Genomic DNA, 23,653 nt, shown 5'->3' with positions numbered 1-23,653 from the left:
ATGTTTTCTGGCGGTTTGTCTCGTATTAACTGCGCGTCGCCGCTTTCATCGATTGTACAAAAGCTTTCAGTGCCGCCAGCATTTTCTCTGGCTGATTAATATGTTGCTCGATGATTTTAACAATTGCAGAACCAGAAATTGCGCCCGCAGCTCCTGCATCAATTGCTGCTTTTACCTGATCTGGGGCGGAAATACCAAAGCCCTGCAATGGAGGCGCAGCATTGTATTCTTTCAGCTTCGTGACCAGATGATTGAGCGGTAATGCCGCGCGGTTTTCCGCTCCGGTCACGCCCGCACGCGACAGTAAATAGGTGTAACCACGACCGTAAGAGGCAATCTGGCGCAGCAAATCATCATCAGCATTCGGCGGGCAGATAAAGATAGGTGCGACATTATGACGCAACGCGGCCTGGCGGAAGGGCGCGGACTCTTCCACTGGCACGTCGGCAACCAGCACCGAATCGACGCCGACTTTTTCACATTGAGCGTAAAACTCATCAATGCCTTTGTTAAACACCAGGTTGGCGTACATCAGCAGGCCAACAGGAATGGTCGGATGTTTTTGACGAATCAGTGCCAGCATCTCAAAGCACTGCGCCGGGGTCACACCCGCCGCAAAGGCACGCAGTGTAGCGTTTTGAATCGTCGGGCCATCCGCCAGTGGGTCGGAGAAGGGGATGCCTAGCTCCAAAGCATCAGCACCTGCTTCGATCAACGTATCGATAATTTTCAGCGACTGCTCAATGCCCGGATCACCGAGTGTGACGAAAGGAACAAATGCGCCTTCTTTGCGTTCCTTCAACTGGGCAGACAGAGATTCGTAGCGTTCCATCAGATTTCCCCTCGTGCTTTCAAAATATCGTGAACGGTGAAGATGTCTTTATCGCCGCGACCGGAAAGGTTAACCACCAGTAGCTGCTCTTTTTCCGGGTTTTCGCGCATCATTTTCAGCGCATGGGCCAGAGCGTGGGAGGATTCCAGCGCCGGGATAATCCCTTCGTGCAGGCACAGCGTTTTAAAGGCTTCCAGTGCTTCATCATCGGTAATTGAAACATAATCAGCGCGACCGATGCTGTTGAGATACGCGTGTTGTGGGCCGACGGACGGGAAATCCAGTCCGGCAGAGATGGAGTAAGATTCTTCAATCTGCCCGTCTTCGGTTTGCATCATCGGCGCTTTCATACCGAAATAAATGCCCACGCGACCATGTTTTAATGGTGCGCCGTGCTCACCGGTTTCGATACCGTGACCGCCTGGCTCTACGCCAATCAGGCCGACATTGGTTTCGTTGATGAAATCAGCAAACATCCCGATGGCATTCGAACCGCCGCCAACACAGGCGATAACGGCATCCGGCAGACGACCTTCTCTTTCCAGAATCTGCGCTTTCGTTTCTTCGCCAATCATCCGCTGAAACTCACGCACAATGGTCGGGTAAGGATGCGGGCCAGCTGCGGTACCCAGCATATAGTGCGCGGTTTCATAACTACCGGACCAGTCGCGCAGAGCCTCGTTACAGGCATCTTTCAGCGTCGCGGAGCCGCTATGCACCGGGATCACTTCCGCACCCATTAAGCGCATACGAAAAACGTTGGGCGACTGGCGCTCCACGTCTTTGGCACCCATATAAATACGGCATTTCAGACCGAGCAGGGCGCTGGCAAGGGCAGACGCCACGCCATGTTGACCGGCACCGGTTTCGGCGATGATTTCGGTTTTACCCATCCGCTTCGCCAGCAATGCCTGACCGAGCACCTGGTTGGTTTTATGCGCGCCGCCGTGCAGCAAATCTTCGCGCTTCAGATACAGCGTGGTGTTCGTGCCAGCCGTAATGTTCTGGCATTTGGTCAGCGCGGTTGGGCGCCCGGCATAGTTTTTCAGCAGGTCGTTGAACTGGGCCTGAAATTCAGGATCTTTTTGCGCGCTGACAAAAGCTTCTTCCAGCTGGCGCAGAGCAGGCATCAGGATTTGTGGCACGTACATGCCGCCAAACTCACCAAAATACGGGTTAAGTAATGTTGTCATTGTTCCTTTCCTTAATATGCGCGCAGCGTCTGGAAAACCGAGGCCAAAAGGCGTACGTCCTTAATGCCCGGTTGCGACTCTACAGCAGAATTAAAATCAAGCCCGGCGCAGCCGGTTTGTGCCGCTTCCACGCAGTTATCTGCGCCTAAGCCCCCCGCCAGCAGGACGTTGCCAAGCGATTGACCGTTTAACAGTGACCAGTCGAAACGTTGCCCGCTTCCACCCTGGCCGTTGTCGAAAACATATTTATCAACGTGCTGAAAATCGCGCGCGGGAAGAGTTTCACCGACGCTCAATGCTTTCCAGATGGCAACGTTAGCGGGCAGCACGTCACGCAGCGTATCGATATACAGCTGATCTTCATTACCATGCAGTTGCACTGCTGCCAGCGATAACGCGTTAGCTTTGTCCACCACATCGGCAATATCGTGATTGCGGAATACGCCAACGTATTGCAACGGTGCCGCAGCCATCACTTCCTGCGCCTGTTCAACGCTGACGCAACGCGGTGACGTTGTAACAAATATCAATCCACCGTAAATCGCGCCCGCGTCATAAGCGGCTCTGGCATCTTGTGGGCGAGTCAGGCCACACACTTTATTCTCACCCAGCAACACCCGACACACGGCGGCGTTCAAATCGTCATGGGCCATCAACGCCGAACCAATTAAAAAGCCGTTAGCGAAGTGGCTTAACTCGCGTACCTGAGCGTAAGTATTGATGCCGGATTCGCTGATTACCGTCACGTTGTGTCCCAGTTTCGGCGCAAGCTCGCGGGTACGGTTGAGATCAATCGACAAATCACGCAGATCGCGGTTGTTGATGCCAACGACCTTTGCCCCCAATGCAATGGCGCGCTCCAGTTCCTCTTCATTACTGACTTCGGTCAGCACACCCATCTTCAGACTATGGGCGACGGCTGCAAGCTGGCGATATTGTTCATCGTCCAGAACCGACAGCATTAATAAGCAGGCATCGGCCTGGTAATAACGCGCCAGATAGATCTGGTAAGGGTCGATAATAAAGTCTTTACATAAAATCGGCTGCGGGGCGATTTGGCTGACGATGGGGAGGAAATCAAAGCTCCCCTGGAAATATTTCTCATCGGTCAGCACCGAAATTGCCGAAGCGTAATGTTTATAAATCGAGGCAATGCGTGCCGGATCGAAATCATCACGGATCACGCCTTTTGACGGCGACGCTTTTTTGCACTCCAGAATAAACGCCGTGCGCGCGCCCTGTAGCGCATCATAAAAATGTCGCGTGCTCGGCTGAACCTCATTCTGAAAACTGGCCAGCGGTTGCTGCTGTTTGCGGGCTTCTACCCAAATCGCCTTGTCTGCGACGATTTTCGCTAAAACGGTTTGCATCATTTACCCTCGTGCCGCCAGTGCGGTGACTCTGTCGTAAGCGGAACCACTGCGCAGTACCTCAAGAACGGTTTGCGCATTGGCTTGCAGATCTTCATGGCCATGCAGGCGCATTAACATGGCGACGTTCGCAGCGACGGCTGCTTCATGGGCGGAGTCGCCTTTACCTTGTAACAAGCGTGTTAAAATGTCACGGTTTTCTTCCGGTGTTCCGCCTGCCAGTTGCTCCTGGTGGTAGGGCGTCAGGCCAAAATCTTCAGCGGTCAGTTGATAGCTTTTAATTTCACCATCGTGCAGCTCGGCAACAATGGTCGGCGCGTGTAAGGAAACTTCATCCATCCCGCCGCTGTGCACCACCGCCGCGCGTTGATACCCCAGCACGCGCAAGGTTTCGGCAATCGGCAGCACCAGTTCCGGGCTGTAGACACCAATTAACGCCAGTGGAGGATGCGCCGGGTTAATCAGTGGCCCCAGCACGTTGAACAGGGTGCGAGTTTTCAGTTGCTGGCGAACCGGCATCGCGTGGCGGAATCCGGTGTGATACTTCGGCGCAAAGAGGAAACAAACACCTAACTCATCCAGCGCCTGGCGCGATTTATCGGCATTCATATCAAGATTAATACCGAACGCCGCCAGCAGATCCGACGAGCCGGATTTACTTGAGACGCTGCGGTTACCGTGTTTCGCCACTTTCAGCCCACAGGCCGCGGCGACAAACGCACTGGCGGTAGAAATATTGATACTGTTACTGCCGTCACCGCCGGTGCCGACGATATCGGCAAACAGATAATCAGGGCGTGGGAACGGCGCGGCGTTTTCCAGTAGCGCGGTTGCTGCTCCGGCGATTTCGTTTGGGTGCTCGCCGCGAATTTTCATGCTCACCAGCGCCGCCGCGAGCTGTTCTGGCTTCAGCTCGCCACGCACCACCGCTGAAAAAAGCTGGTGGCTTTCTTGTTGGCTAAGCGTCTGCGCCTGATACAGTTTTTCCAGAATCGGTTGCAGCGTGTTGGTTGGCTCTAGTTTCTGCTGCGCCCAGGCCAGCGTTTGTTCCAGCAGGCGAGCGCCCTGGGTAGTGAGAATGGATTCCGGATGGAACTGGAATCCGCAAACGCGATCCGCATCGTGACGCACCGCCATCACCATGCCATTAAAATGGGCGTTGATGGTTAAACCTGCCGGAATATTACTGCCAACCAGCGAGTGATAACGCGCCACCGGCAATGGGTTTGTTAATCCGGCAAACATCGCCTGACCGTCATGTTCAATGCTCGACGCTTTACCGTGAAGAATTTCGCCCGCCTGACCGACATAGCCCCCGTAAGCTTCGACAATCGCCTGATGTCCGAGGCAAATGCCAATAATTGGCAGCTTGCCACGCAAGCGGGTAAGCAGTTCTGGCATACAACCGGCTTCGCTCGGCACACCGGGGCCAGGAGAAAGCATCAGCACCGGATTGCTCATGGTCGCCAGACGTTCAATTAAGGTCTGCGCCGGAATATGGTTGCGGTAAATCACCACGTTATGCCCATTGCTGCGCAACTGATCTGCCAGGTTGTAAGTAAAAGAGTCGATATTATCGAGCAGCAGAATGTCAGCCATCAGAAAGTCTCCTGTGCATGATGCGCGGTGGCAATAGCGCGCAGTACAGCGCGGGCTTTGTTACGGGTTTCGTCGGCTTCCGACTGCGGAACAGAATCAAGGACTACGCCAGCACCGGCTTGCACGGTGGCGATACCGTTTTCCACCAGCGCCGAGCGGATCACAATGCAGGTGTCGAGATCGCCATGCGCGGTGAAATAACCTACCGCGCCGCCGTAGCTGCCGCGGCGACGACCTTCCGCCTCGGCAATTAACTGCATAGCGCGTACTTTCGGCGCACCACTTAACGTCCCCATATTCATACAGGCGCGGTAAGCGTGCAGGGCGTCGAGATCGTGGCGCAGCTCACCGACCACGCGGGAGACCAGGTGCATCACGTAAGAGTAACGGTCAACTTTGGTGAGGTCGGCGACGTAGCGGCTGCCGGGGGTGCAAATGCGTGCCAGATCATTACGGGCGAGATCCACCAGCATCAGATGTTCAGAAAGCTCTTTATGATCGGTACGCATTTCCAGTTCGATGCGGCTGTCGAGGTCTCTGTCCAGTGAACCATCGGCACGACGACCGCGTGGACGTGTTCCGGCAATCGGGTAGATCTCAATCTGGCGGCTGGTGGCATCATACTTGAGCGAGCTTTCCGGCGACGCGCCAAACAGGGTGAAATCATTATCCTGCATAAAAAACATGTACGGGCTGGGATTACTCTTTTTCAGCACGTAATAGGCCGCCAGCGGTGAAGGGCAGGGCAGCGAGAAACGGCGAGATGGCACCACCTGGAAAATTTCTCCGGCGCGAATCGCTTTTTGCAACAAACGCACTACGCCACCGAACTCTTCATCGCTCTGGTTACATTCACAACGCATATGCGGCACGGAAACCACCGGCAGCGGTGGCGCGGTTTCGGTCAGTTGCTGGCGAAGATCGTTCAGGCGCGCAGTGAGACGTTGTTTTTCTTCTTCATTCGGAGCAAACAGGCTGGCCTGAATGCGGGTGCTTTTTTTCTGATGGTCAATCACCATCAGCGTTTCAGCGAGATAAAAACAGAAATCAGGGCAGTTATTTTCCGCTGACAATTGCGGTAAATCTTCAAACCCCGCAACAAGGTCATAAGAGAACAGGCCGCCGAAGAACATTGCTTCTCGTTCTTCCTTCGGTACATTCAACAGACTCTGCAATAAGCGGAAAGCGTCAAAAACTGAAAGGGAGCATAAGCGAGCGTCTTCATCCAGCAGTGGACTGACAGGGGGGAAGCGCAGCACTCGGCAGTTTGGCGATTGTTCATTTTCCACACCCGCAGGCAGGGCGTTATCCAATAGTGTCAGCAGGGCTTCGCCATTGCGTGAGAGTGCTTTAATTGTGACAGTGTCACCTAAAGCTGTAATACGCAGCGCACTGTCCACCAGCAGCAGGCTTTTTAAATCATCTTTGCTGTCGATATCTGCGGATTCCAGCAGCAGCGTTGCCGGACGATCCCCACACAACTGGTGAAAAAGCGCGGTCGGATTATCGCGATAAGCGCCTTCGCAGGTTAACAATTCGAGAGTTGGTTTTTGTGTTTGCATTGTTATTCTCTAATTTTGTTCAAAAAAAAGCCCGCTTATAAGGCGGGCTGGGTATCTGATTGCTTTACGCATGGTGAATACACTGCCCGTTTCAGGAAGTGCGCCACCAACCTTTCAGTACGAAAATCGCTTTCATTGTCGATACCCTTTTTACGTGAACTTGCGTACTAGTTAACTAGTTCAATGGTTAATTGTCAACAGCTCATTTCAGAATATTTGCCAGAACCGTTATGATGTCGGCGCCAAAAACATTATCCAAAACGGGAGTGCGCCTTGAGCGACACGAATTACGCAGTGATTTACGACCTGCACAGCCACACCACAGCTTCCGATGGCTGCCTGAAGCCAGAAGCATTGGTGCACCGTGCAGTCGAGATGCGCGTTGGCACCCTGGCGATCACCGACCATGACACCACAGCTGCAATCGCGCCAGCAAGAGAGGAAATTTCACGTTCGGGACTGGCGCTGAATCTTATCCCCGGCGTGGAAATTTCCACGGTCTGGGAAAATCATGAAATTCATATTGTCGGGCTGAATATTGATATTACTCATCCGCTAATGTGTGAGTTCCTCGCGCAGCAGACAGAACGGCGCAATCAGCGGGCGCAGCTAATTGCCGAAAGACTTGAAAAAGCGCAAATACCAGGGGCGCTGGAAGGCGCGCAACGACTGGCGCAGGGCGGCGCGGTGACGCGCGGTCATTTTGCGCGTTTCCTGGTGGAGTGCGGCAAAGCCAGTTCAATGGCGGATGTCTTTAAAAAGTATCTGGCGCGCGGGAAAACCGGATACGTTCCGCCACAGTGGTGTACAATAGAACAAGCTATTGATGTCATTCATCATTCTGGCGGTAAGGCGGTGCTAGCTCATCCTGGGCGGTACAATCTTAGTGCTAAATGGCTGAAAAGATTGGTTGCGCATTTTGCCGAACACCACGGCGACGCGATGGAAGTCGCGCAGTGCCAGCAATCGCCCAATGAACGCACCCAGCTGGCGACACTTGCGCGTCAGCATCATTTATGGGCATCACAAGGATCTGATTTTCATCAGCCATGCCCGTGGATCGAACTGGGTCGTAAACTCTGGCTGCCCGCAGGCGTTGAAGGCGTCTGGCAGCTATGGGAACAGCCGCAGAACACCACAGAGAGGGAATTATGAGCCAGTTTTTTTATATTCATCCTGATAACCCGCAGCAACGTCTGATCAACCAGGCGGTGGAGATCGTGCGTAAAGGCGGGGTGATTGTTTATCCAACTGATTCCGGCTATGCGCTCGGCTGTAAAATTGAAGATAAAAACGCGATGGAGCGTATTTGTCGTATTCGCCAGCTGCCGGACGGTCACAACTTTACCCTGATGTGTCGCGATCTTTCTGAACTTTCGACCTATTCATTCGTGGATAACGTTGCGTTTCGTTTAATGAAAAACAACACGCCGGGCAACTATACCTTCATCCTGAAGGGGACGAAGGAAGTGCCACGCCGTCTGTTGCAGGAAAAACGCAAAACCATTGGGATGCGTGTGCCTTCAAACCCGATTGCGCAGGCGTTGCTTGAAGTATTGGGCGAACCGATGCTTTCCACTTCGTTGATGCTACCGGGCAGCGAATTTACCGAATCCGATCCGGAAGAAATTAAAGACCGTCTGGAAAAACAGGTGGATTTGATTATTCACGGTGGCTATCTCGGGCAGAAACCGACAACGGTCATTGATCTTACCGATGATACGCCGGTCGTGGTGCGTGAAGGCGTGGGTGATGTGAAGCCTTTCTTATAACAAATTGCGTTCCACGGATGGAAGACTATGGCAGGGATATATCGCTGCATTTTGCTGTTGATAGTTGGGCTTTTTTTCTCTTCGTTGAGTTATGCGAAAAACACGGAGATCCCTTCATATGAAGAAGGGATCTCGCTCTTTGATGTTGAAGCCACTCTGCAACCGGATGGGGTGCTCGACATCAAAGAGAACATTTATTTTCAGGCGCGAAATCAGCAGATTAAGCACGGATTTTCTCGTGATTTACCACGACTATGGATGCAGTCTAATGGGGACGCTGCACTGCTGAACTATCGTATTGTTGGCGTTACCCGTGACGGCGTTCCTGAACCCTGGCATCTTGACTGGCATATCGGGTTAATGAGTATTGTCGTGGGCGATAAACAACGTTTCTTGCCTCAAGGCGACTATCATTATCAAATTCATTATCAGGTTAAAAATGCTTTCCTGCGCGAGGGTGATTCTGACCTGCTAATCTGGAACGTGACCGGTAACAACTGGCCGTTTGAAATCTATAAGACCCGATTTTCACTCAAGTTCTCTAATATTGCGGGTAATCCATTTAGTGAAATCGATCTCTTTACCGGAGATGAGGGCGACACATATCGAAATGGCCTTATCCTTGAGGACGGAAGAATTGAATCCCGCAATCCGTTTTATCGTGAAGACTTCACGGTTCTCTACCGCTGGCCTCATGCCTTGCTGGATAATGCCCCGGCACAACACACGACGAATATTTTTAGCCATCTTTTTGGGCCCTCAACATCGTCTCTTATCATTTGGTTACCGTGTTTGCTCCTGGCGTGTGGATGTTTATATCTCTGGAGGCGCAGGCCGCAATTTACGCCGGTAGATGTGATTGAAACCGATGTCATTCCGCCAGATTACACGCCCGGTATGTTACGTCTCGATGCGAAGCTGGTTTACGACGATAAAGGTTTTTGTGCCGATATCGTAAATCTGATTGTGAAAGGAAAAATTCATCTGGAAGATCAGTATGACAAAAATCAGCAAACCCTGATTCGTGTTAATGAAGGCGCGACCAGAAATAATGCGGTATTACTGCCCACCGAACAGTTATTACTGGAAGCGCTATTTCGTAAAGGCGATAAGGTCGTCCTTACGGGGAGGCGCAACAGAGTCTTACGCAGAGCATTTTTACGGATGCAGAAATTTTATCTGCCGCGTAAAAAGTCTTCGTTTTACCGACCTGATGCGTTTTTGCAATGGGGCGGAATGGCGATATTGGCGGTCATTCTCTACGGTAACCTGAGTCCCGTAGGTTGTGCAGGAATGAGTCTGGTGGGCGATATGTTTATTATGATCTGCTGGCTTCTTCCTTTTTTATTTTGTTCCCTTGAGCTTTTGTTTGCCCGCGATGATGACAAGCCTTGCGTTAATCGTGTAATCATCACTTTGTTTTTACCACTGATTTGTTCAGGCGTGGCCTTCTATTCTCTCTATATCAATGTCGGAGATGTATTCTTTTACTGGTATATGCCAGCGGGTTATTTTAGCGCTGTTTTCCTGACCGGTTATCTCACTGGCATGGGGTATATTTTTCTGCCAAAGTTTACTCAAACTGGGCAGCAACGTTATGCCCACGGTGAAGCTATCGTTAACTATCTTGCGCGTAAAGAGGCGGCAACACACAGTGGGCGGCGGCGGAAAGGGGAAACACGGAAACTGGATTACGCGTTGTTAGGTTGGGCTATATCGGCAAATTTGGGGAGGGAATGGGCGTTACGCATTGCCCCTTCGCTTTCTTCGGCGATTTGCGCCCCAGAGATTGCCCGTAACGGCGTTTTATTCTCATTACAGACGCACCTGAGTTGCGGGGCCTATACCAGTTTGTTGGGGCGGAGCTATTCCGGTGGTGGTTCTGGCGCTGGTGGCGGAGGCGGTTGGTAACCAAATCGACGTTAATCGAAACAAGCTTTAACCATAAAGATAGTGTAGTATGTTGCGCCTCAAAGCCAGGCCGATAAACGTCGAGTCGTTTACTTAAGGCCTGAAGAGTTCGAACAGACTTTACTATCAGTGAGTCAGATGTAAGTTCTGACTCATTGTTGCACAAAAGCATATCAGACGCCTGGGAAGGCGACACCAAAAGGAAGCTCAATGAGCGAAAAGTTACAGAAAGTGCTGGCGCGTGCCGGCCACGGTTCTCGCCGTGAAATCGAATCTATTATTGAAGCCGGTCGTGTGAGTGTCGATGGCAAAATTGCTAAACTCGGCGATCGCGTTGAAGTTACCCCTGGGCTGAAAATCCGTATCGATGGTCATCTGATTTCGGTACGTGAGTCCGCTGAACAAATTTGTCGCGTTCTGGCCTATTACAAGCCAGAAGGTGAGTTGTGTACACGTAATGACCCGGAAGGGCGTCCGACCGTGTTTGATCGTCTGCCGAAGCTGCGCGGTGCGCGCTGGATTGCCGTTGGTCGTCTGGACGTTAATACCTGCGGTCTGTTGCTGTTTACCACCGATGGTGAACTGGCAAACCGTTTAATGCACCCCAGCCGTGAAGTTGAACGTGAATATGCCGTGCGTGTATTTGGTCAGGTTGACGACGCGAAACTGCGTGATTTAAGTCGTGGCGTGCAACTGGAAGATGGTCCGGCAGCCTTTAAAACCATCAAGTTCAGCGGTGGTGAAGGGATTAACCAGTGGTACAACGTGACTCTGACCGAAGGTCGTAACCGTGAGGTTCGTCGTCTTTGGGAAGCGGTTGGTGTGCAGGTAAGTCGCCTGATCCGTGTGCGTTACGGTGATATTCCACTGCCGAAAGGACTGCCACGCGGCGGCTGGACAGAGCTGGATCTCGCCCAGACTAACTATCTGCGTGAACTGGTGGAACTGCCGCCAGAAACCAGCTCTAAAGTCGCTGTAGAAAAAGACCGTCGTCGTATGAAGGCGAATCAGATTCGTCGTGCGGTGAAACGTCATAGCCAGGTGAGCGGTGGTCGCCGTTCTGGCGGACGTAATAATAACGGTTAATTTAAGATAAGTATAAAATAAAGGCCCTGCGGGGCCTTTTCTTCATTTGAAGCATGATAAATAGTCGCAGTATTTTAATTTAATTTCATACTTGCTTATGAATAATACCCGGAAATAGCCACATTACTATTTAATTATCTGAGATAAACTCAACGTCAAGAGGTGGGTTATGATTAGATATAGTGGAATATTTCTATCGCTGTTAATGCTTTCAGGTTGTGCAACTGAAGCATTGAAAAACGAACAAGCTGAAACTGTTATTACTGCGGGTAACAAAGCAGTAGCGGCGAATGCAAGTTTCTTTAAACAATACTATGCTTCTCGTGAAAACTTCCTTGTTAATTTCTACGCGACTAATCCGGATTGTGCCCTGCGACCTGATTATACCATTGATATAGGCGGTGATGGGAATGGCGGAAAATTATGTCAGCGTTCAGGGCCAAATACAAAACAAGTACAATTAGTCCCTTTCGAGAAAGAAAAATTACTGGCTTCAATGGAAGTCATTAATAGCATGAGCGCTTATGTGGAACTTCTGACAGAGGATATGGCAACTACGGAAAGTCAGCAAGTGGCATTACTTAAACAGGCTCTGGATCACGCAAACAACGCACAAACACTACTTGGTGTTTCACATAGCAAAGATTTAGCTCAATCTGCAGCAGCGGTTAAAGATTTGGTAAATTATTTCAATGAGTTATATATAATTAAAGTCAATTCTGGAAAAATAGGCAAAACGGTAGATGAAAACTGGGTAAGACTTATAAAGAACATGGCAGTTTTGCGCAATGATATTTATACAAAAAGCAATAAGATTGAAAATTATACCTTTGCGAATGTGCATGATAATATGTTTTATTATAATACGGCATCTAAAAACTCTAAGAATACAGAGTTTAACACTCTGAAAAACAGGAAGGAGTTTCTAAGTTCAGTAATCAATGTGAATGAAACCAGACTACAGGCATCGGCACCTGCCATGCCTGCGATTGAGGCTTTAAATGCCTTTATAGATAAGGGTGATTATCTGAAAAGCTTATACGTTAATAAAACACGTACGGCTGCTGAACAAAAAAGATTAAATGAAATATTACGCGCACAAGTAATTAGTGGATTAAAGGCGTCTGAGGGGCTGGCAAAACTACTTATTGCTAGCGGAATAATGTTATAGGAGGCTTTTTATGAACGATGTACAAAATCGTAGAATACTGGCATTACTCGACATGCTGTATAATACCTTGGGCAACAAAACCACATGCAAGGTTTGTCATAAATATTTTATCCTTATCCTCTCGGTTATGAACAATCTGACGATTAACTATGGTACTGAAACCTCACCAGAGTTAAGCGGAATCAGTTATGAAGATGCGAATGTGCTAATTACGGAACTGATATTATTTATTGAAGATGTTGACGCTGAGAATCATGAAGCATATCCGGGACATTTGAATGAGATTAAACGAATTCTGAATTTCGCTATTGCCGCTTGAATATAATTATGATTAAAGCACCTCAAGAGGCAATCTTTTGAGGTGCTTTCACTTAGTAGTCAATCCCGATTTGCGCCTTAACACCTGCATCAAACGCATGTTTGACGGGGCGTAATTCACTGACGGTATCTGCCAGTTCAAGTATATCCCGATGACAGCCACGACCCGTAATAATCACCGTTTGTTGATGTGGACGATCATTTAAGGCTTGCATCACTTCTTCCAGTGGCAAATAGTCATACGCCACCATATACGTCAGCTCATCGAGCAAAACCATATCCACTGAGGAATCTGCCAGCATCCGCTTTGCATGTTGCCAGACTTCACGGCAGGCGGCGGTATCAGACTCGCGATTTTGCGTATCCCAGGTAAAGCCCGTTGCCATCACCTGAAACTCGACGCCATGCGGCTCCAGCAAATTGCGCTCGCCGTTAGGCCAGGTACCTTTAATAAACTGCACGACCCCCACTTTTTTGCCATGGCCAACCGCGCGAGTTGCGGTACCAAATGCCGCGGTGGTTTTGCCTTTTCCATTGCCGGTAAAGACGATGATAATGCCACGCTCATCCTGCGCTTGCGCCACGCGAGCATCAACTTTCTCTTTAACACGCTGCTGACGCTGTTGGTAGCGTTCATCACTCATTGGGAAATTCCTGGTTTGCGGCCCGGTTGGGCGTCAAAGGTCATGCCGGTTTTACGGCGGCTGTCATCGCCCATCAGCCATAAATAGAGTGGCATGATATCGGCGGGTGTTTTGAGTTTCTGTGGATCTTCGGTGGGGAAAGCACTGGCACGCATTGCAGTACGTGTACCACCCGGGTTAATACAGTTCACACGCAGGCGCTGCTGGTATTCATCGGCCAGCACTTGCATCATTCCTTCAGTGGCAAATTTCGACACCGCATATGCGCCCCAGTTGGCTCGCCCCTGACGCCCAACGCTTGATGAAGTAAAGACCAGTGAACCCGCGTCAGATTTGAGTAATAAAGGAAGCAGTGCCTGGGTGAGCATAAAGGTGGCATTAACGTTGACCTGCATGACGTCCTGCCAGACCTGCGGATTTTGCTCGCGCATTGGGCAAACATCGCCGAGCAATCCGGCGTTATGCAGCACGCCGTCCAGACGCGGGTAATTAACAGCAATACGCTGTGCCAGTTGTTGGCAGTCTTCGGACGTACAGGTCAGCAAATCGAGAAGAAACCATTGCGGCTGGCGTCCTGTCTCTTCGAACATGCTCTGGGCCACCTGACGTAATTTTTCTTCGTTCCGGCCCAGCAGAATGACCGTCGCGCCATAGCGCGCATAAGTTAAGGCGGCTTCACGACCAATGCCGTCGCTGGCGCCTGTCACCAGGATAATACGATCATTGAGTAAATCTTGTTTTGGTTGGTAATGCATGGCTACTCCCCGACGACATCAACAGTCGCGCTGCCAGTGTACTTTATGACTTTGGGGTTTTATGCCTGAAACAGGAGGGCATTTCAATCAGCCTGGGGCGATAACGCCGTAAAATGAATACTTTGTCATACTTTCGCTGCAATAACATCTCTGCGAGACGGCTTAACATGCCTGTTGTAAACTGTGAGCCAAAGCGTTGTTTAACCAAGGTGGGACTCGTGGAATTGTTGTCTGAATATGGTTTGTTTTTGGCGAAAATCGTCACCGTTGTGGTGGCGATTGCGGCTATTGCCGCCATTATTGTCAATGTTGCTCAACGTAATAAACGCCAGCGTGGCGAGTTACGGGTCAACAATCTCAGCGAACAGTATAAGGAGATGAAAGAAGAACTGGTTGCGGCGCTGATGGATCCACATCAGCAAAAACAGTGGCACAAAGCGCAGAAGAAAAAGCACAAGCAAGAAGCGAAGGCAGCGAAAGCAAAAACCAAACTGGGCGAGGCGGCAGCCGAAAGCAAGCCTCGAGTCTGGGTGCTGGATTTCAAAGGCAGCATGGACGCCCATGAAGTGAACGCGCTACGTGAAGAGGTCACTGCGGTACTCGCGGCATTTAAACCGCAGGATCAGGTCGTTCTGCGTCTGGAAAGCCCCGGTGGCATGGTACATGGTTACGGCCTGGCGGCTTCACAGTTGCAGCGCCTGCGCGATAAAAATATTCCTTTAACCGTTACGGTAGACAAAGTGGCTGCCAGCGGCGGTTACATGATGGCCTGTGTGGCGGATAAAATTGTTTCAGCGCCGTTTGCAATTGTTGGCTCTATTGGTGTTGTGGCGCAAATGCCCAACTTTAACCGCTTCCTGAAAAGCAAAGATATTGATATCGAACTGCACACTGCCGGGCAGTATAAGCGCACGCTGACAGTGCTGGGTGAAAACACCGAAGAAGGGCGCGAGAAATTCCGCGAAGAACTGAACGAAACGCATCAGTTATTTAAAGATTTTGTGAAGCGTATGCGTCCGTCTCTGGACATTGAAATGGTGGCAACCGGTGAACACTGGTACGGACAACAGGCGGTGGAGAAAGGGCTGGTTGACGAAATCAACACCAGTGATGAAGTGATCCTTAGCCTGATGGAAGGTCGTGAAGTGGTCAATGTACGCTATATGCAGCGTAAACGGTTGATCGATCGATTCACTGGCAGCGCGGCAGAGAGCGCCGACCGGTTGTTGCTACGCTGGTGGCAACGCGGGCAAAAACCGTTGATGTAAAAGATAAACGCGAGGGTAAAACCTCGCGTTTATCTTTAATCGACCAGATGGTATTTTTCCGAGAGTACATGGGCCAGGTGTTTGAACATATTAAACACCGCGGTGCTTTTCGCTGTCGGCAATCCTTGTTCATCTAAAAAATAATCGCCGCTAAACACCAGCACGCCATTACGCTGCGTGACGCCGGTGGCTTCAATCCCTGCGAGCGTATCCTCATGCTCACGTATGATTTTGTTAGCCTCTTTCAACAGCGTTTCGCGGTCGATGGGTTGTGTCTCTTTGTTCATTATTTACTCCTTAAACAAGGACATTAGTCTACGCCAGGCATGGCTTGCAGACAAATATACCACGCTGACGGCAAGAGCGCCTTACTGGCAACTTTGGATTTTGCATGCTAATAAAGTTGCGTAACGGATTTTATCAGGTACAGTGTGACGCTTTCGTCAATCTGGCAATAGATTTGCTTGACATTCGACCAAAATTACGTCGTGCTATAGCGCCTGTAGGCCAAGACCTGTTAACTCAGTCACCTGAATTATCGTGAACAGAGTCACGACAAGGGGTTGATATCCGCAGAGAGCGAGTCCATATCGGTAACTCGTTGCCAGTGGAAGGTTTATCAATGTGCGACGCATTCCTGGAAGAATCAAATTAGGTAAGGTGAATATGGGTAAAGCTCTTGTCATCGTTGAGTCCCCGGCAAAAGCCAAAACGATCAACAAGTATCTGGGTAGTGACTACGTGGTGAAATCCAGCGTCGGTCACATCCGCGATTTGCCGACCAGTGGCTCAGCTGCCAAAAAGAGTGCCGACTCTACCTCCACCAAGACGGCTAAAAAGCCTAAAAAGGATGAACGTGGCGCTCTCGTCAACCGTATGGGGGTTGACCCGTGGCACAATTGGGAGGCGCACTATGAAGTGTTGCCAGGTAAAGAGAAGGTCGTCTCTGAACTGAAACAACTGGCTGAAAAAGCCGACCACATCTATCTCGCAACCGACCTTGACCGCGAAGGGGAAGCCATTGCATGGCACCTGCGGGAAGTGATCGGTGGTGATGATGCGCGCTATAGCCGAGTGGTATTTAACGAAATTACGAAAAACGCGATTCGTCAGGCATTTAACAAGCCAGGTGAGCTGAATATCGATCGTGTTAATGCCCAGCAGGCGCGTCGCTTTATGGACCGCGTGGTGGGGTATATGGTTTCTCCGCTGCTGTGGAAAAAAATTGCTCGTGGTCTGTCTGCCGGGCGTGTGCAGTCGGTGGCGGTCCGCCTGGTGGTTGAACGTGAGCGTGAAATTAAAGCGTTCGTACCGGAAGAGTTCTGGGAAGTGGATGCCAGCACGACCACGCCATCCGGCGAGGCATTGGCTTTGCAGGTGACCCATCAGAATGACAAACCGTTCCGTCCGGTCAATAAAGAACAAACTCAGGCTGCGGTAAGTCTGCTGGAAAAAGCGCGCTATAGCGTGCTGGAACGTGAAGACAAACCGACCACCAGTAAACCTGGCGCTCCTTTTATTACCTCTACGCTGCAACAGGCTGCCAGCACCCGTCTTGGTTTTGGCGTGAAAAAGACCATGATGATGGCGCAGCGTCTGTATGAAGCAGGCTATATCACTTACATGCGTACCGACTCCACTAACCTGAGTCAGGACGCGGTAAATATGGTTCGCGGTTATATCAGCGATAACTTTGGTAATAAATATCTGCCAGAAAGTCCGAATCAGTACGCCAGCAAAGAAAACTCACAGGAAGCGCACGAAGCGATTCGTCCTTCTGACGTCAATGTGATGGCGGAATCGCTGAAGGATATGGAAGCGGACGCACAGAAACTTTACCAGTTAATCTGGCGTCAGTTTGTTGCCTGTCAGATGACCCCGGCGAAATATGATTCCACCACGCTGACCGTTGGTGCAGGTGATTTCCGCCTGAAAGCACGCGGACGTATTCTGCGCTTTGATGGCTGGACGAAAGTAATGCCTGCGCTGCGTAAAGGCGATGAAGATCGTATTTTACCGGCAGTCGATAAAGGCGACTCCCTGTCGCTTGTTGAACTGACTCCGGCACAGCACTTTACCAAGCCGCCAGCCCGTTTCAGCGAAGCCTCGCTGGTTAAAGAACTGGAAAAACGCGGTATTGGTCGTCCGTCTACCTATGCGTCGATTATTTCGACCATTCAGGATCGTGGCTATGTGCGTGTGGAAAACCGTCGATTCTATGCGGAAAAAATGGGTGAAATCGTAACCGATCGCCTGGAAGAAAATTTCCGCGAATTAATGAATTACGACTTCACAGCGCAGATGGAAAACAGTCTCGACCAGGTGGCAAATCACGAAGCGGAATGGAAAGCCGTACTGGATCACTTCTTCTCGGATTTCACCCAGCAGCTTGATAAAGCGGAAAAAGATCCGGAAGAGGGCGGTATGCGCCCGAACCAGATGGTTCTGACCAGCATTGACTGCCCGACTTGTGGTCGCAAAATGGGTATTCGTACAGCGAGCACCGGGGTATTCCTTGGCTGTTCTGGCTATGCGCTGCCGCCGAAAGAGCGTTGCAAAACCACCATTAACCTGGTGCCGGAAAACGAAGTACTGAACGTACTGGAAGGCGAAGACGCTGAAACTAACGCCCTGCGCGCCAAACGTCGTTGCCCGAAATGCGGCACGGCGATGGACAGCTATCTCATCGATCCAAAACGTAAGTTGCATGTTTGTGGTAATAACCCAACCTGCGATGGTTACGAGATTGAAGAGGGCGAATTCCGCATTAAAGGTTATGACGGCCCGATCGTTGAGTGTGAAAAATGTGGCTCTGAAATGCACCTGAAAATGGGGCGTTTCGGTAAATACATGGCCTGCACCAACGAAGAGTGTAAAAACACGCGTAAGATTTTACGTAACGGCGAAGTGGCGCCACCGAAAGAAGATCCGGTTCCGCTGCCAGAATTAGCGTGCGAAAAATCGGATGCTTATTTCGTGCTGCGTGACGGCGCTGCTGGAGTGTTCCTGGCTGCCAACACCTTCCCGAAATCTCGTGAAACGCGTGCGCCGCTGGTTGAAGAGCTTTATCGCTTCCGCGACCGTCTGCCGGAAAAACTGCGTTATCTGGCGGAGGCTCCGCAGCAAGATCCAGACGGTAATAAGACAATGGTTCGCTTTAGCCGTAAAACCAAACAGCAATATGTCTCTTCGGAAAAAGACGGAAAGGCAACTGGCTGGTCAGCATTTTATGTTGATGGCAAATGGGTTGAAGGGAAAAAATAACCTTTAAGTCTGTCAGGTTTTTATAAACAAAGGGTCGCAAAAGCGGCCCTTTTTCATTGCATATTATTTTTTCTACACACCTATACACTAAAGCTATAAATGATATAGTGGTTATAGTTATCACTTTTTTTATTATTAAATCGTATTAGTCACCCGCCAGGTGTGGCGAAAAAACGATGTTCTGATGGCGTCTAATTGGATGGTTTAACATGAAATTACAACAACTTCGCTATATTGTTGAGGTAGTCAATCATAACCTGAATGTCTCCTCAACGGCTGAAGGACTTTACACATCACAACCCGGGATCAGTAAGCAAGTCAGAATGTTGGAAGATGAACTGGGCATTCAAATTTTTTCCCGTAGCGGTAAGCACCTGACGCAGGTCAACCCCCGCAGGGCAGGAAATTATTCGTATTGCTCGTGAAGTGTTGTCAAAGGTCGACGCCATTAAATCGGTAGCCGGTGAACACACCTGGCCTGATAAAGGTTCGCTATATATTGCCACTACCCATACTCAGGCTCGTTATGCGCTGCCAAATGTCATTAAAGGCTTTATCGAGCGTTATCCTCGCGTTTCTTTGCATATGCATCAGGGCTCTCCGACACAAATTGCTGATGCAGTCTCTAAAGGTAATGCTGATTTCGCAATTGCCACGGAAGCCCTGCATTTATATGAAGATTTAGTGATGTTGCCGTGCTACCACTGGAACCGGGCTATTGTGGTAACCCCGGATCATCCTCTGGCGGGTAAAAAGGAAATCACGATTGAGGAACTGGCGCAGTATCCGCTAGTAACGTATACCTTCGGCTTTACCGGCCGTTCCGAACTGGACACAGCCTTTAACCGCGCAGGGCTTACGCCGCGAATTGTCTTCACAGCAACTGATGCTGACGTCATTAAAACCTACGTTCGTCTTGGGCTGGGAGTAGGGGTCATTGCCAGCATGGCGGTCGATCCGGTTTCAGACCCCGATCTGGTGCGTGTCGATGCACATGATATCTTCAGCCACAGCACAACTAAAATTGGTTTTCGCCGTAGTACGTTTTTACGCAGCTATATGTATGATTTCATTCAGCGTTTTGCGCCGCATTTAACGCGAGACGTCGTTGATGCCGCCGTTGCACTGCGTTCCAATGAAGAAATTGAAGTCATGTTCAAAGATATCAAATTGCCAGAAAAATAATTACCCACGTTATTTCCGGCATCTTTTTATGTGACAAAGGTGCCGGAATATATTCTCTATTCCTTTTTATTTGTTAGTCGCTCACAATATAAATATCCACAAAATTTTTATGGCAAATCGAGCATAAAGTAGTGTCTATTTATCCGCGTTGCAAACTCCACTCTTCAAATATCTATTTCAGGTCAAAAGATTGAATTATTCACTGGAAACGATTCGTAAATTCGCTGGATTTTTGACTAAAGTTTCATTAGGATTTGTCCTATCATTTGATTAATTATACCAATCGTTTAGCGTCTTGCTGATAAGTGATGGCGATTATATGAGGTTAGCAATGCCTTCTGGAAATCAGGCCCCCCGCCGGGACCCTGAATTAAAACGCAAAGCCTGGCTTGCGGTATTTCTTGGTTCTGCGCTCTTTTGGGTGGTTGTCGCACTGCTGATTTGGAAAGTGTGGGGATAACTATGGTCGTTCAGGAGCAACATCAGGAACCGTCACCATTATGTCAGCAGAATGACAATGCAACGGAAACGAAACGGGATTGTTCAGTCGTTATACCCCATAGCTGGAAACTAACACCGCAACAGCAAGCCTTTATAGAGATGTTTGCTGAAGATGATCAGCAGAAACAATAATTATCATCATTCTTGTTACCCAATATTTTAATGAATATAACGGCTTTTAATACACCACAGCAATAACAGGTTGAGTTATCTCAACATAAAGTAATAACAGTTAAGGGTGTAGCCTATGATCACTACAAATACGAAATACTGGTCCTGGATGGGCGCATTTTCTCTGTCGATGCTCTTCTGGGCCGAACTCCTCTGGATCGTTACTCACTGATCCCTGACCCCGCTGCGGCGGGGTTTTCTTTTGCCTTGCCACGAGGTTTCTCCTCTTTTATCAATTTGGGTTGTTATCAAATCGTTACGCGGTGTTTGTGTTATCTTTAATATTCACCCTGAAGAGAATCAGGGCATCGCAACCCTGTTATTAAGGAGGAGCTATGTCGTCAACCCTACGAGAAGCCAGTAAGGACACGTTGCAGGCCAAAGATAAAACTTACCACTACTACAGCCTGCCGCTTGCTGCCAAATCACTGGGCGATATCACCCGTCTGCCTAAGTCACTCAAAGTTCTGCTCGAAAACCTGCTGCGCTGGCAGGATGGCAATTCGGTCACCGAAGAAGATATTCATGCGCTGGCAGGATGGCTGAAAAATGCCCATGCCGATCGCGAAATTGCCTACCGTCCAGCCAGGGTGCTGATGCAGGATTTTACCGGCGTACCTGCTGTTGTTGATCTTGCGGCGATGCGGGAAGCAGTAAAACGTCTCGGTGGCGATACCGCGAAGGTGAATCCGCTCTCACCGGTCGATCTGGTGATTGACCACTCGGTTACCGTCGATCGCTTTGGCGATGATGAGGCATTTGAGGAAAACGTACGCCTGGAAATGGAGCGCAACCACGAGCGTTATGTGTTTCTGAAATGGGGGCAACAGGCGTTCAGTCGTTTTAGCGTTGTGCCACCAGGCACTGGGATTTGCCACCAGGTGAACCTTGAATATCTCGGCAAAGCGGTGTGGAGTGAATTGCAGGAGGGGGAATGGATTGCTTATCCGGATACGCTCGTCGGCACCGACTCGCACACGACCATGATTAACGGTCTTGGTGTGTTGGGCTGGGGCGTTGGTGGAATCGAAGCGGAAGCGGCGATGTTAGGTCAGCCAGTTTCCATGCTTATTCCTGATGTGGTGGGCTTTAAACTCACCGGTAAACTGCGTGAAGGTATTACCGCCACCGACCTGGTGCTGACCGTTACTCAGATGCTACGTAAACATGGCGTAGTAGGTAAATTCGTCGAATTTTACGGTGATGGTCTGGATTCACTGCCACTGGCGGATCGTGCAACCATTGCCAATATGTCGCCGGAATATGGTGCGACCTGCGGCTTCTTCCCAATCGATGCTGTCACTCTCGATTACATGCGGTTAAGCGGCCGTAGTGAAGACCAGGTTGAACTGGTTGAGAAATATGCTAAAGCGCAGGGGATGTGGCGGAACGCAGGTGATGAACCGGTGTTTACCAGTACGCTTGAATTGGATATGAACGACGTAGTCGCTAGTCTTGCCGGTCCAAAGCGTCCACAAGATCGTGTTGCGCTGCCTGATGTGCCAAAAGCTTTTGCCGCCAGTAACGAACTGGAAGTCAACGCCACGCATAAAGATCGCCAGCCGGTCGATTATGTTATGAACGGGCATCAGTATCAGTTGCCTGATGGTGCAGTGGTTATTGCTGCGATAACGTCGTGTACCAATACCTCTAACCCCAGCGTGCTGATGGCGGCCGGATTACTGGCGAAAAAAGCCGTCACCCTGGGGCTGAAACGACAACCGTGGGTCAAAGCGTCTCTCGCGCCAGGCTCGAAAGTGGTTTCTGACTATCTGGCAAAAGCCAAACTGACGCCGTATCTTGATGAACTGGGCTTTAACCTTGTGGGCTATGGTTGTACCACCTGTATTGGTAACTCTGGTCCGTTGCCCGATCCTATCGAAACCGCGATCAAAAAGGGCGATTTAACCGTTGGCGCGGTACTGTCTGGCAACCGTAACTTTGAAGGACGTATTCATCCGCTGGTTAAAACCAACTGGTTGGCTTCGCCGCCGCTGGTGGTTGCCTATGCACTGGCGGGCAATATGAATATCAACCTGGCTTCCGAACCTCTGGGCCATGATCGTAAAGGCGATCCGGTATATCTGAAAGATATCTGGCCATCGACTCAAGAGATTGCTCGCGCTGTTGCGCAAGTCTCCACTGAAATGTTCCGTAAGGAGTACGCGGAAGTTTTCGAAGGGACTGCGGAGTGGAAGGAGATTAAGGTTGTACGATCAGATACCTACGGATGGCAGGATGATTCGACCTACATTCGCTTATCGCCTTTCTTTGATGAAATGCAGGCAACCCCTGCGCCAGTGGAAGATATTCACGGCGCGCGAATTCTGGCAATGCTGGGTGATTCGGTTACCACTGACCATATCTCTCCGGCAGGCAGCATTAAGCCTGATAGCCCCGCGGGTCGATATCTACAAGGTCGTGGTGTTGAGCGTAAAGATTTTAACTCCTACGGTTCGCGTCGTGGTAACCATGAAGTGATGATGCGCGGCACGTTCGCCAATATTCGCATTCGTAACGAAATGGTGCCTGGTGTTGAAGGGGGGATGACGCGCCATCTACCAGGCAATGATGTTATCTCTATTTATGATGCGGCGATGCGCTATCAGCAAGAGAAAACACCGCTGGCGGTAATTGCCGGGAAAGAATATGGGTCAGGTTCGAGTCGAGACTGGGCGGCAAAAGGCCCGCGTCTGCTCGGTATTCGCGTGGTGATTGCAGAATCGTTTGAACGTATTCACCGTTCGAATTTAATCGGCATGGGTATTTTGCCGCTGGAGTTCCCGCAAGGTGTGACGCGTAAATCGTTAGGGCTGACGGGGGAAGAGAAGATTGATATTGCCGATCTGCAAAATCTGCAACCTGGCGCTACGGTTCCTGTGACACTAACGCGAGCTGATGGTGTGCAGGACGTTGTGCCGTGCCGTTGTCGTATCGACACTGCAACAGAATTAACCTATTACCAGAACGACGGTATTTTGCATTATGTCATTCGTAATATGTTGAAGTAATTCAGCTTTATTTGCCGGATGTGGATCATCCGGCAAATAT

At 50.1% G+C, this 23,653-nt stretch carries 21 protein-coding genes, 1 pseudogene and 1 other annotated feature; of the genes and pseudogenes, 13 read left to right on the top strand and 9 right to left on the bottom strand.

The genetic code is table 11. From position 1 onward, the window contains the following. Positions 1 to 25: 25 nt before the first annotated feature. From trpA to trpL, 6 genes are all read right to left on the bottom strand, one after another. Positions 26 to 832 (bottom strand): tryptophan synthase subunit alpha, encoded by an 807-nt coding sequence (gene trpA / locus AACU94_RS10055; protein WP_135489378.1) that lies wholly within the window; start codon positions 830 to 832, stop codon positions 26 to 28. Next, on the bottom strand, positions 832 to 2,025 hold the full coding sequence (trpB, locus tag AACU94_RS10050) for a tryptophan synthase subunit beta (RefSeq protein WP_130258918.1): 1,194 nt from the start codon (positions 2,023 to 2,025) through the stop codon (positions 832 to 834). The genes trpA and trpB overlap by 1 nt, the downstream gene beginning before the upstream one ends. An 11-nt stretch (positions 2,026 to 2,036) precedes the next feature. Then, the gene (trpCF, locus tag AACU94_RS10045) at positions 2,037 to 3,398 is read right to left on the bottom strand and encodes a bifunctional indole-3-glycerol-phosphate synthase TrpC/phosphoribosylanthranilate isomerase TrpF (RefSeq protein ID WP_205713094.1); all 1,362 of its coding nucleotides are present in this window, start codon (positions 3,396 to 3,398) and stop codon (positions 2,037 to 2,039) included. Then, positions 3,399 to 4,994 (bottom strand): bifunctional anthranilate synthase glutamate amidotransferase component TrpG/anthranilate phosphoribosyltransferase TrpD, encoded by a 1,596-nt coding sequence (trpD, locus tag AACU94_RS10040; protein ID WP_135489377.1) that lies wholly within the window; start codon positions 4,992 to 4,994, stop codon positions 3,399 to 3,401. Continuing rightward, a complete protein-coding gene (gene trpE, locus AACU94_RS10035) occupies positions 4,994 to 6,556 on the bottom strand; it encodes an anthranilate synthase component I (protein ID WP_135489376.1) in 1,563 nt (520 codons plus the stop codon). The genes trpD and trpE overlap by 1 nt, the downstream gene beginning before the upstream one ends. 21 nt (positions 6,557 to 6,577) lie before the next feature. Beyond that, positions 6,578 to 6,671 (bottom strand) — a sequence feature (Trp leader region). Then, positions 6,648 to 6,692 carry a trp operon leader peptide gene (gene trpL / locus AACU94_RS10030; protein ID WP_001700591.1) on the bottom strand — a complete coding sequence of 15 codons (45 nt, stop codon included), beginning with the start codon at positions 6,690 to 6,692 and terminating at the stop codon, positions 6,648 to 6,650. It overlaps the preceding feature by 24 nt. Before the next feature lie 137 nt (positions 6,693 to 6,829). Between trpL and rnm the strand changes: the two genes are divergently transcribed. From rnm to AACU94_RS10000, 6 genes are all read left to right on the top strand, one after another. Beyond that, positions 6,830 to 7,711, top strand: coding sequence for an RNase RNM (rnm, locus tag AACU94_RS10025; protein WP_135489375.1), 882 nt, complete (start codon positions 6,830 to 6,832; stop codon positions 7,709 to 7,711). Next, positions 7,708 to 8,328, top strand: coding sequence for an L-threonylcarbamoyladenylate synthase (locus AACU94_RS10020; protein ID WP_001516499.1), 621 nt, complete (start codon positions 7,708 to 7,710; stop codon positions 8,326 to 8,328). The genes rnm and AACU94_RS10020 overlap by 4 nt, the downstream gene beginning before the upstream one ends. 27 nt (positions 8,329 to 8,355) lie before the next feature. Then, positions 8,356 to 10,239: a DUF2207 domain-containing protein gene (locus tag AACU94_RS10015; RefSeq protein ID WP_135489374.1), complete on the top strand. Its 1,884-nt coding sequence runs from the start codon at positions 8,356 to 8,358 to the stop codon at positions 10,237 to 10,239. A gap of 210 nt (positions 10,240 to 10,449) precedes the next feature. Then, positions 10,450 to 11,325 (top strand): 23S rRNA pseudouridine(2605) synthase RluB, encoded by an 876-nt coding sequence (gene rluB, locus AACU94_RS10010; protein ID WP_001291217.1) that lies wholly within the window; start codon positions 10,450 to 10,452, stop codon positions 11,323 to 11,325. Between the two features lie 169 nt (positions 11,326 to 11,494). Further along, complete coding sequence (locus AACU94_RS10005) at positions 11,495 to 12,496, top strand: hypothetical protein (RefSeq protein ID WP_130258920.1); 1,002 nt, start codon at positions 11,495 to 11,497, stop codon at positions 12,494 to 12,496. Positions 12,497 to 12,506: 10 nt separating this feature from the next. After that, positions 12,507 to 12,815 (top strand): hypothetical protein, encoded by a 309-nt coding sequence (locus AACU94_RS10000; protein ID WP_130216042.1) that lies wholly within the window; start codon positions 12,507 to 12,509, stop codon positions 12,813 to 12,815. A gap of 52 nt (positions 12,816 to 12,867) precedes the next feature. On the opposite strand, the gene cobO is transcribed toward AACU94_RS10000, so the two are convergent. Together cobO and AACU94_RS09990 are read right to left on the bottom strand one after the other, a co-directional pair. Then, positions 12,868 to 13,458 (bottom strand): cob(I)yrinic acid a,c-diamide adenosyltransferase, encoded by a 591-nt coding sequence (gene cobO, locus AACU94_RS09995; RefSeq protein WP_130258922.1) that lies wholly within the window; start codon positions 13,456 to 13,458, stop codon positions 12,868 to 12,870. Beyond that, the gene (locus AACU94_RS09990; protein WP_130222779.1) at positions 13,455 to 14,213 is read right to left on the bottom strand and encodes a YciK family oxidoreductase; all 759 of its coding nucleotides are present in this window, start codon (positions 14,211 to 14,213) and stop codon (positions 13,455 to 13,457) included. Before AACU94_RS09990 ends, cobO begins: the two co-directional genes overlap by 4 nt. A 218-nt stretch (positions 14,214 to 14,431) precedes the next feature. On the opposite strand from AACU94_RS09990, the gene sohB reads away from it, so the two are divergent. Beyond that, positions 14,432 to 15,481 carry a protease SohB gene (sohB, locus tag AACU94_RS09985; RefSeq protein ID WP_135489373.1) on the top strand — a complete coding sequence of 350 codons (1,050 nt, stop codon included), beginning with the start codon at positions 14,432 to 14,434 and terminating at the stop codon, positions 15,479 to 15,481. A 35-nt stretch (positions 15,482 to 15,516) separates the two neighbouring features. Here sohB and AACU94_RS09980 read toward each other — a convergent pair whose 3' ends face one another. After that, a complete protein-coding gene (locus tag AACU94_RS09980; protein WP_130208857.1) occupies positions 15,517 to 15,768 on the bottom strand; it encodes a YciN family protein in 252 nt (83 codons plus the stop codon). Positions 15,769 to 16,147: 379 nt separating this feature from the next. On the opposite strand from AACU94_RS09980, the gene topA reads away from it, so the two are divergent. The 6 genes and pseudogenes from topA (at position 16,148) to acnA (ending at position 23,613) form a co-directional block, all read left to right on the top strand. After that, the gene (topA, locus tag AACU94_RS09975; RefSeq protein WP_130208855.1) at positions 16,148 to 18,745 is read left to right on the top strand and encodes a type I DNA topoisomerase; all 2,598 of its coding nucleotides are present in this window, start codon (positions 16,148 to 16,150) and stop codon (positions 18,743 to 18,745) included. Between the two features lie 209 nt (positions 18,746 to 18,954). Then, a pseudogene (gene cysB / locus AACU94_RS09970) lies at positions 18,955 to 19,930 on the top strand (HTH-type transcriptional regulator CysB). Positions 19,931 to 20,249: 319 nt separating this feature from the next. Then, positions 20,250 to 20,390, top strand: a complete 141-nt coding sequence (locus tag AACU94_RS09965) for a YmiA family putative membrane protein (protein ID WP_214251104.1) — start codon at positions 20,250 to 20,252, stop codon at positions 20,388 to 20,390. A 2-nt stretch (positions 20,391 to 20,392) separates the two neighbouring features. After that, a complete protein-coding gene (locus AACU94_RS09960; protein WP_130208853.1) occupies positions 20,393 to 20,563 on the top strand; it encodes a hypothetical protein in 171 nt (56 codons plus the stop codon). Positions 20,564 to 20,678: 115 nt separating this feature from the next. Continuing rightward, the gene (gene ymiC, locus AACU94_RS09955) at positions 20,679 to 20,774 is read left to right on the top strand and encodes a small membrane protein YmiC (protein ID WP_130208851.1); all 96 of its coding nucleotides are present in this window, start codon (positions 20,679 to 20,681) and stop codon (positions 20,772 to 20,774) included. A 163-nt stretch (positions 20,775 to 20,937) separates the two neighbouring features. Further along, positions 20,938 to 23,613, top strand: a complete 2,676-nt coding sequence (acnA, locus tag AACU94_RS09950) for an aconitate hydratase AcnA (protein ID WP_135486192.1) — start codon at positions 20,938 to 20,940, stop codon at positions 23,611 to 23,613. Positions 23,614 to 23,653: the final 40 nt, after the last annotated feature.

Origin of the sequence: Escherichia sp. E4702 (genome assembly GCF_963883545.1) — a bacterium.
Classification (GTDB): domain Bacteria; phylum Pseudomonadota; class Gammaproteobacteria; order Enterobacterales; family Enterobacteriaceae; genus Escherichia.
This window is presented reverse-complemented; position numbering and strand designations above follow the sequence as displayed.

Coding starts and splice junctions, on each gene's coding strand:
- trpA (WP_135489378.1), bottom strand. CDS start 832: ATGGAACGCTACGAATCTCTGTCTGCCCAGTTGAAGGAACGCAAAGAA.
- trpB (WP_130258918.1), bottom strand. CDS start 2,025: ATGACAACATTACTTAACCCGTATTTTGGTGAGTTTGGCGGCATGTAC.
- trpCF (WP_205713094.1), bottom strand. CDS start 3,398: ATGATGCAAACCGTTTTAGCGAAAATCGTCGCAGACAAGGCGATTTGG.
- trpD (WP_135489377.1), bottom strand. CDS start 4,994: ATGGCTGACATTCTGCTGCTCGATAATATCGACTCTTTTACTTACAAC.
- trpE (WP_135489376.1), bottom strand. CDS start 6,556: ATGCAAACACAAAAACCAACTCTCGAATTGTTAACCTGCGAAGGCGCT.
- AACU94_RS10020 (WP_001516499.1), top strand. CDS start 7,708: ATGAGCCAGTTTTTTTATATTCATCCTGATAACCCGCAGCAACGTCTG.
- AACU94_RS10015 (WP_135489374.1), top strand. CDS start 8,356: ATGGCAGGGATATATCGCTGCATTTTGCTGTTGATAGTTGGGCTTTTT.
- rluB (WP_001291217.1), top strand. CDS start 10,450: ATGAGCGAAAAGTTACAGAAAGTGCTGGCGCGTGCCGGCCACGGTTCT.
- AACU94_RS10005 (WP_130258920.1), top strand. CDS start 11,495: ATGATTAGATATAGTGGAATATTTCTATCGCTGTTAATGCTTTCAGGT.
- AACU94_RS10000 (WP_130216042.1), top strand. CDS start 12,507: ATGAACGATGTACAAAATCGTAGAATACTGGCATTACTCGACATGCTG.
- cobO (WP_130258922.1), bottom strand. CDS start 13,458: ATGAGTGATGAACGCTACCAACAGCGTCAGCAGCGTGTTAAAGAGAAA.
- AACU94_RS09990 (WP_130222779.1), bottom strand. CDS start 14,213: ATGCATTACCAACCAAAACAAGATTTACTCAATGATCGTATTATCCTG.
- AACU94_RS09980 (WP_130208857.1), bottom strand. CDS start 15,768: ATGAACAAAGAGACACAACCCATCGACCGCGAAACGCTGTTGAAAGAG.
- topA (WP_130208855.1), top strand. CDS start 16,148: ATGGGTAAAGCTCTTGTCATCGTTGAGTCCCCGGCAAAAGCCAAAACG.
- AACU94_RS09965 (WP_214251104.1), top strand. CDS start 20,250: ATGAGGTTAGCAATGCCTTCTGGAAATCAGGCCCCCCGCCGGGACCCT.
- AACU94_RS09960 (WP_130208853.1), top strand. CDS start 20,393: ATGGTCGTTCAGGAGCAACATCAGGAACCGTCACCATTATGTCAGCAG.
- ymiC (WP_130208851.1), top strand. CDS start 20,679: ATGATCACTACAAATACGAAATACTGGTCCTGGATGGGCGCATTTTCT.
- acnA (WP_135486192.1), top strand. CDS start 20,938: ATGTCGTCAACCCTACGAGAAGCCAGTAAGGACACGTTGCAGGCCAAA.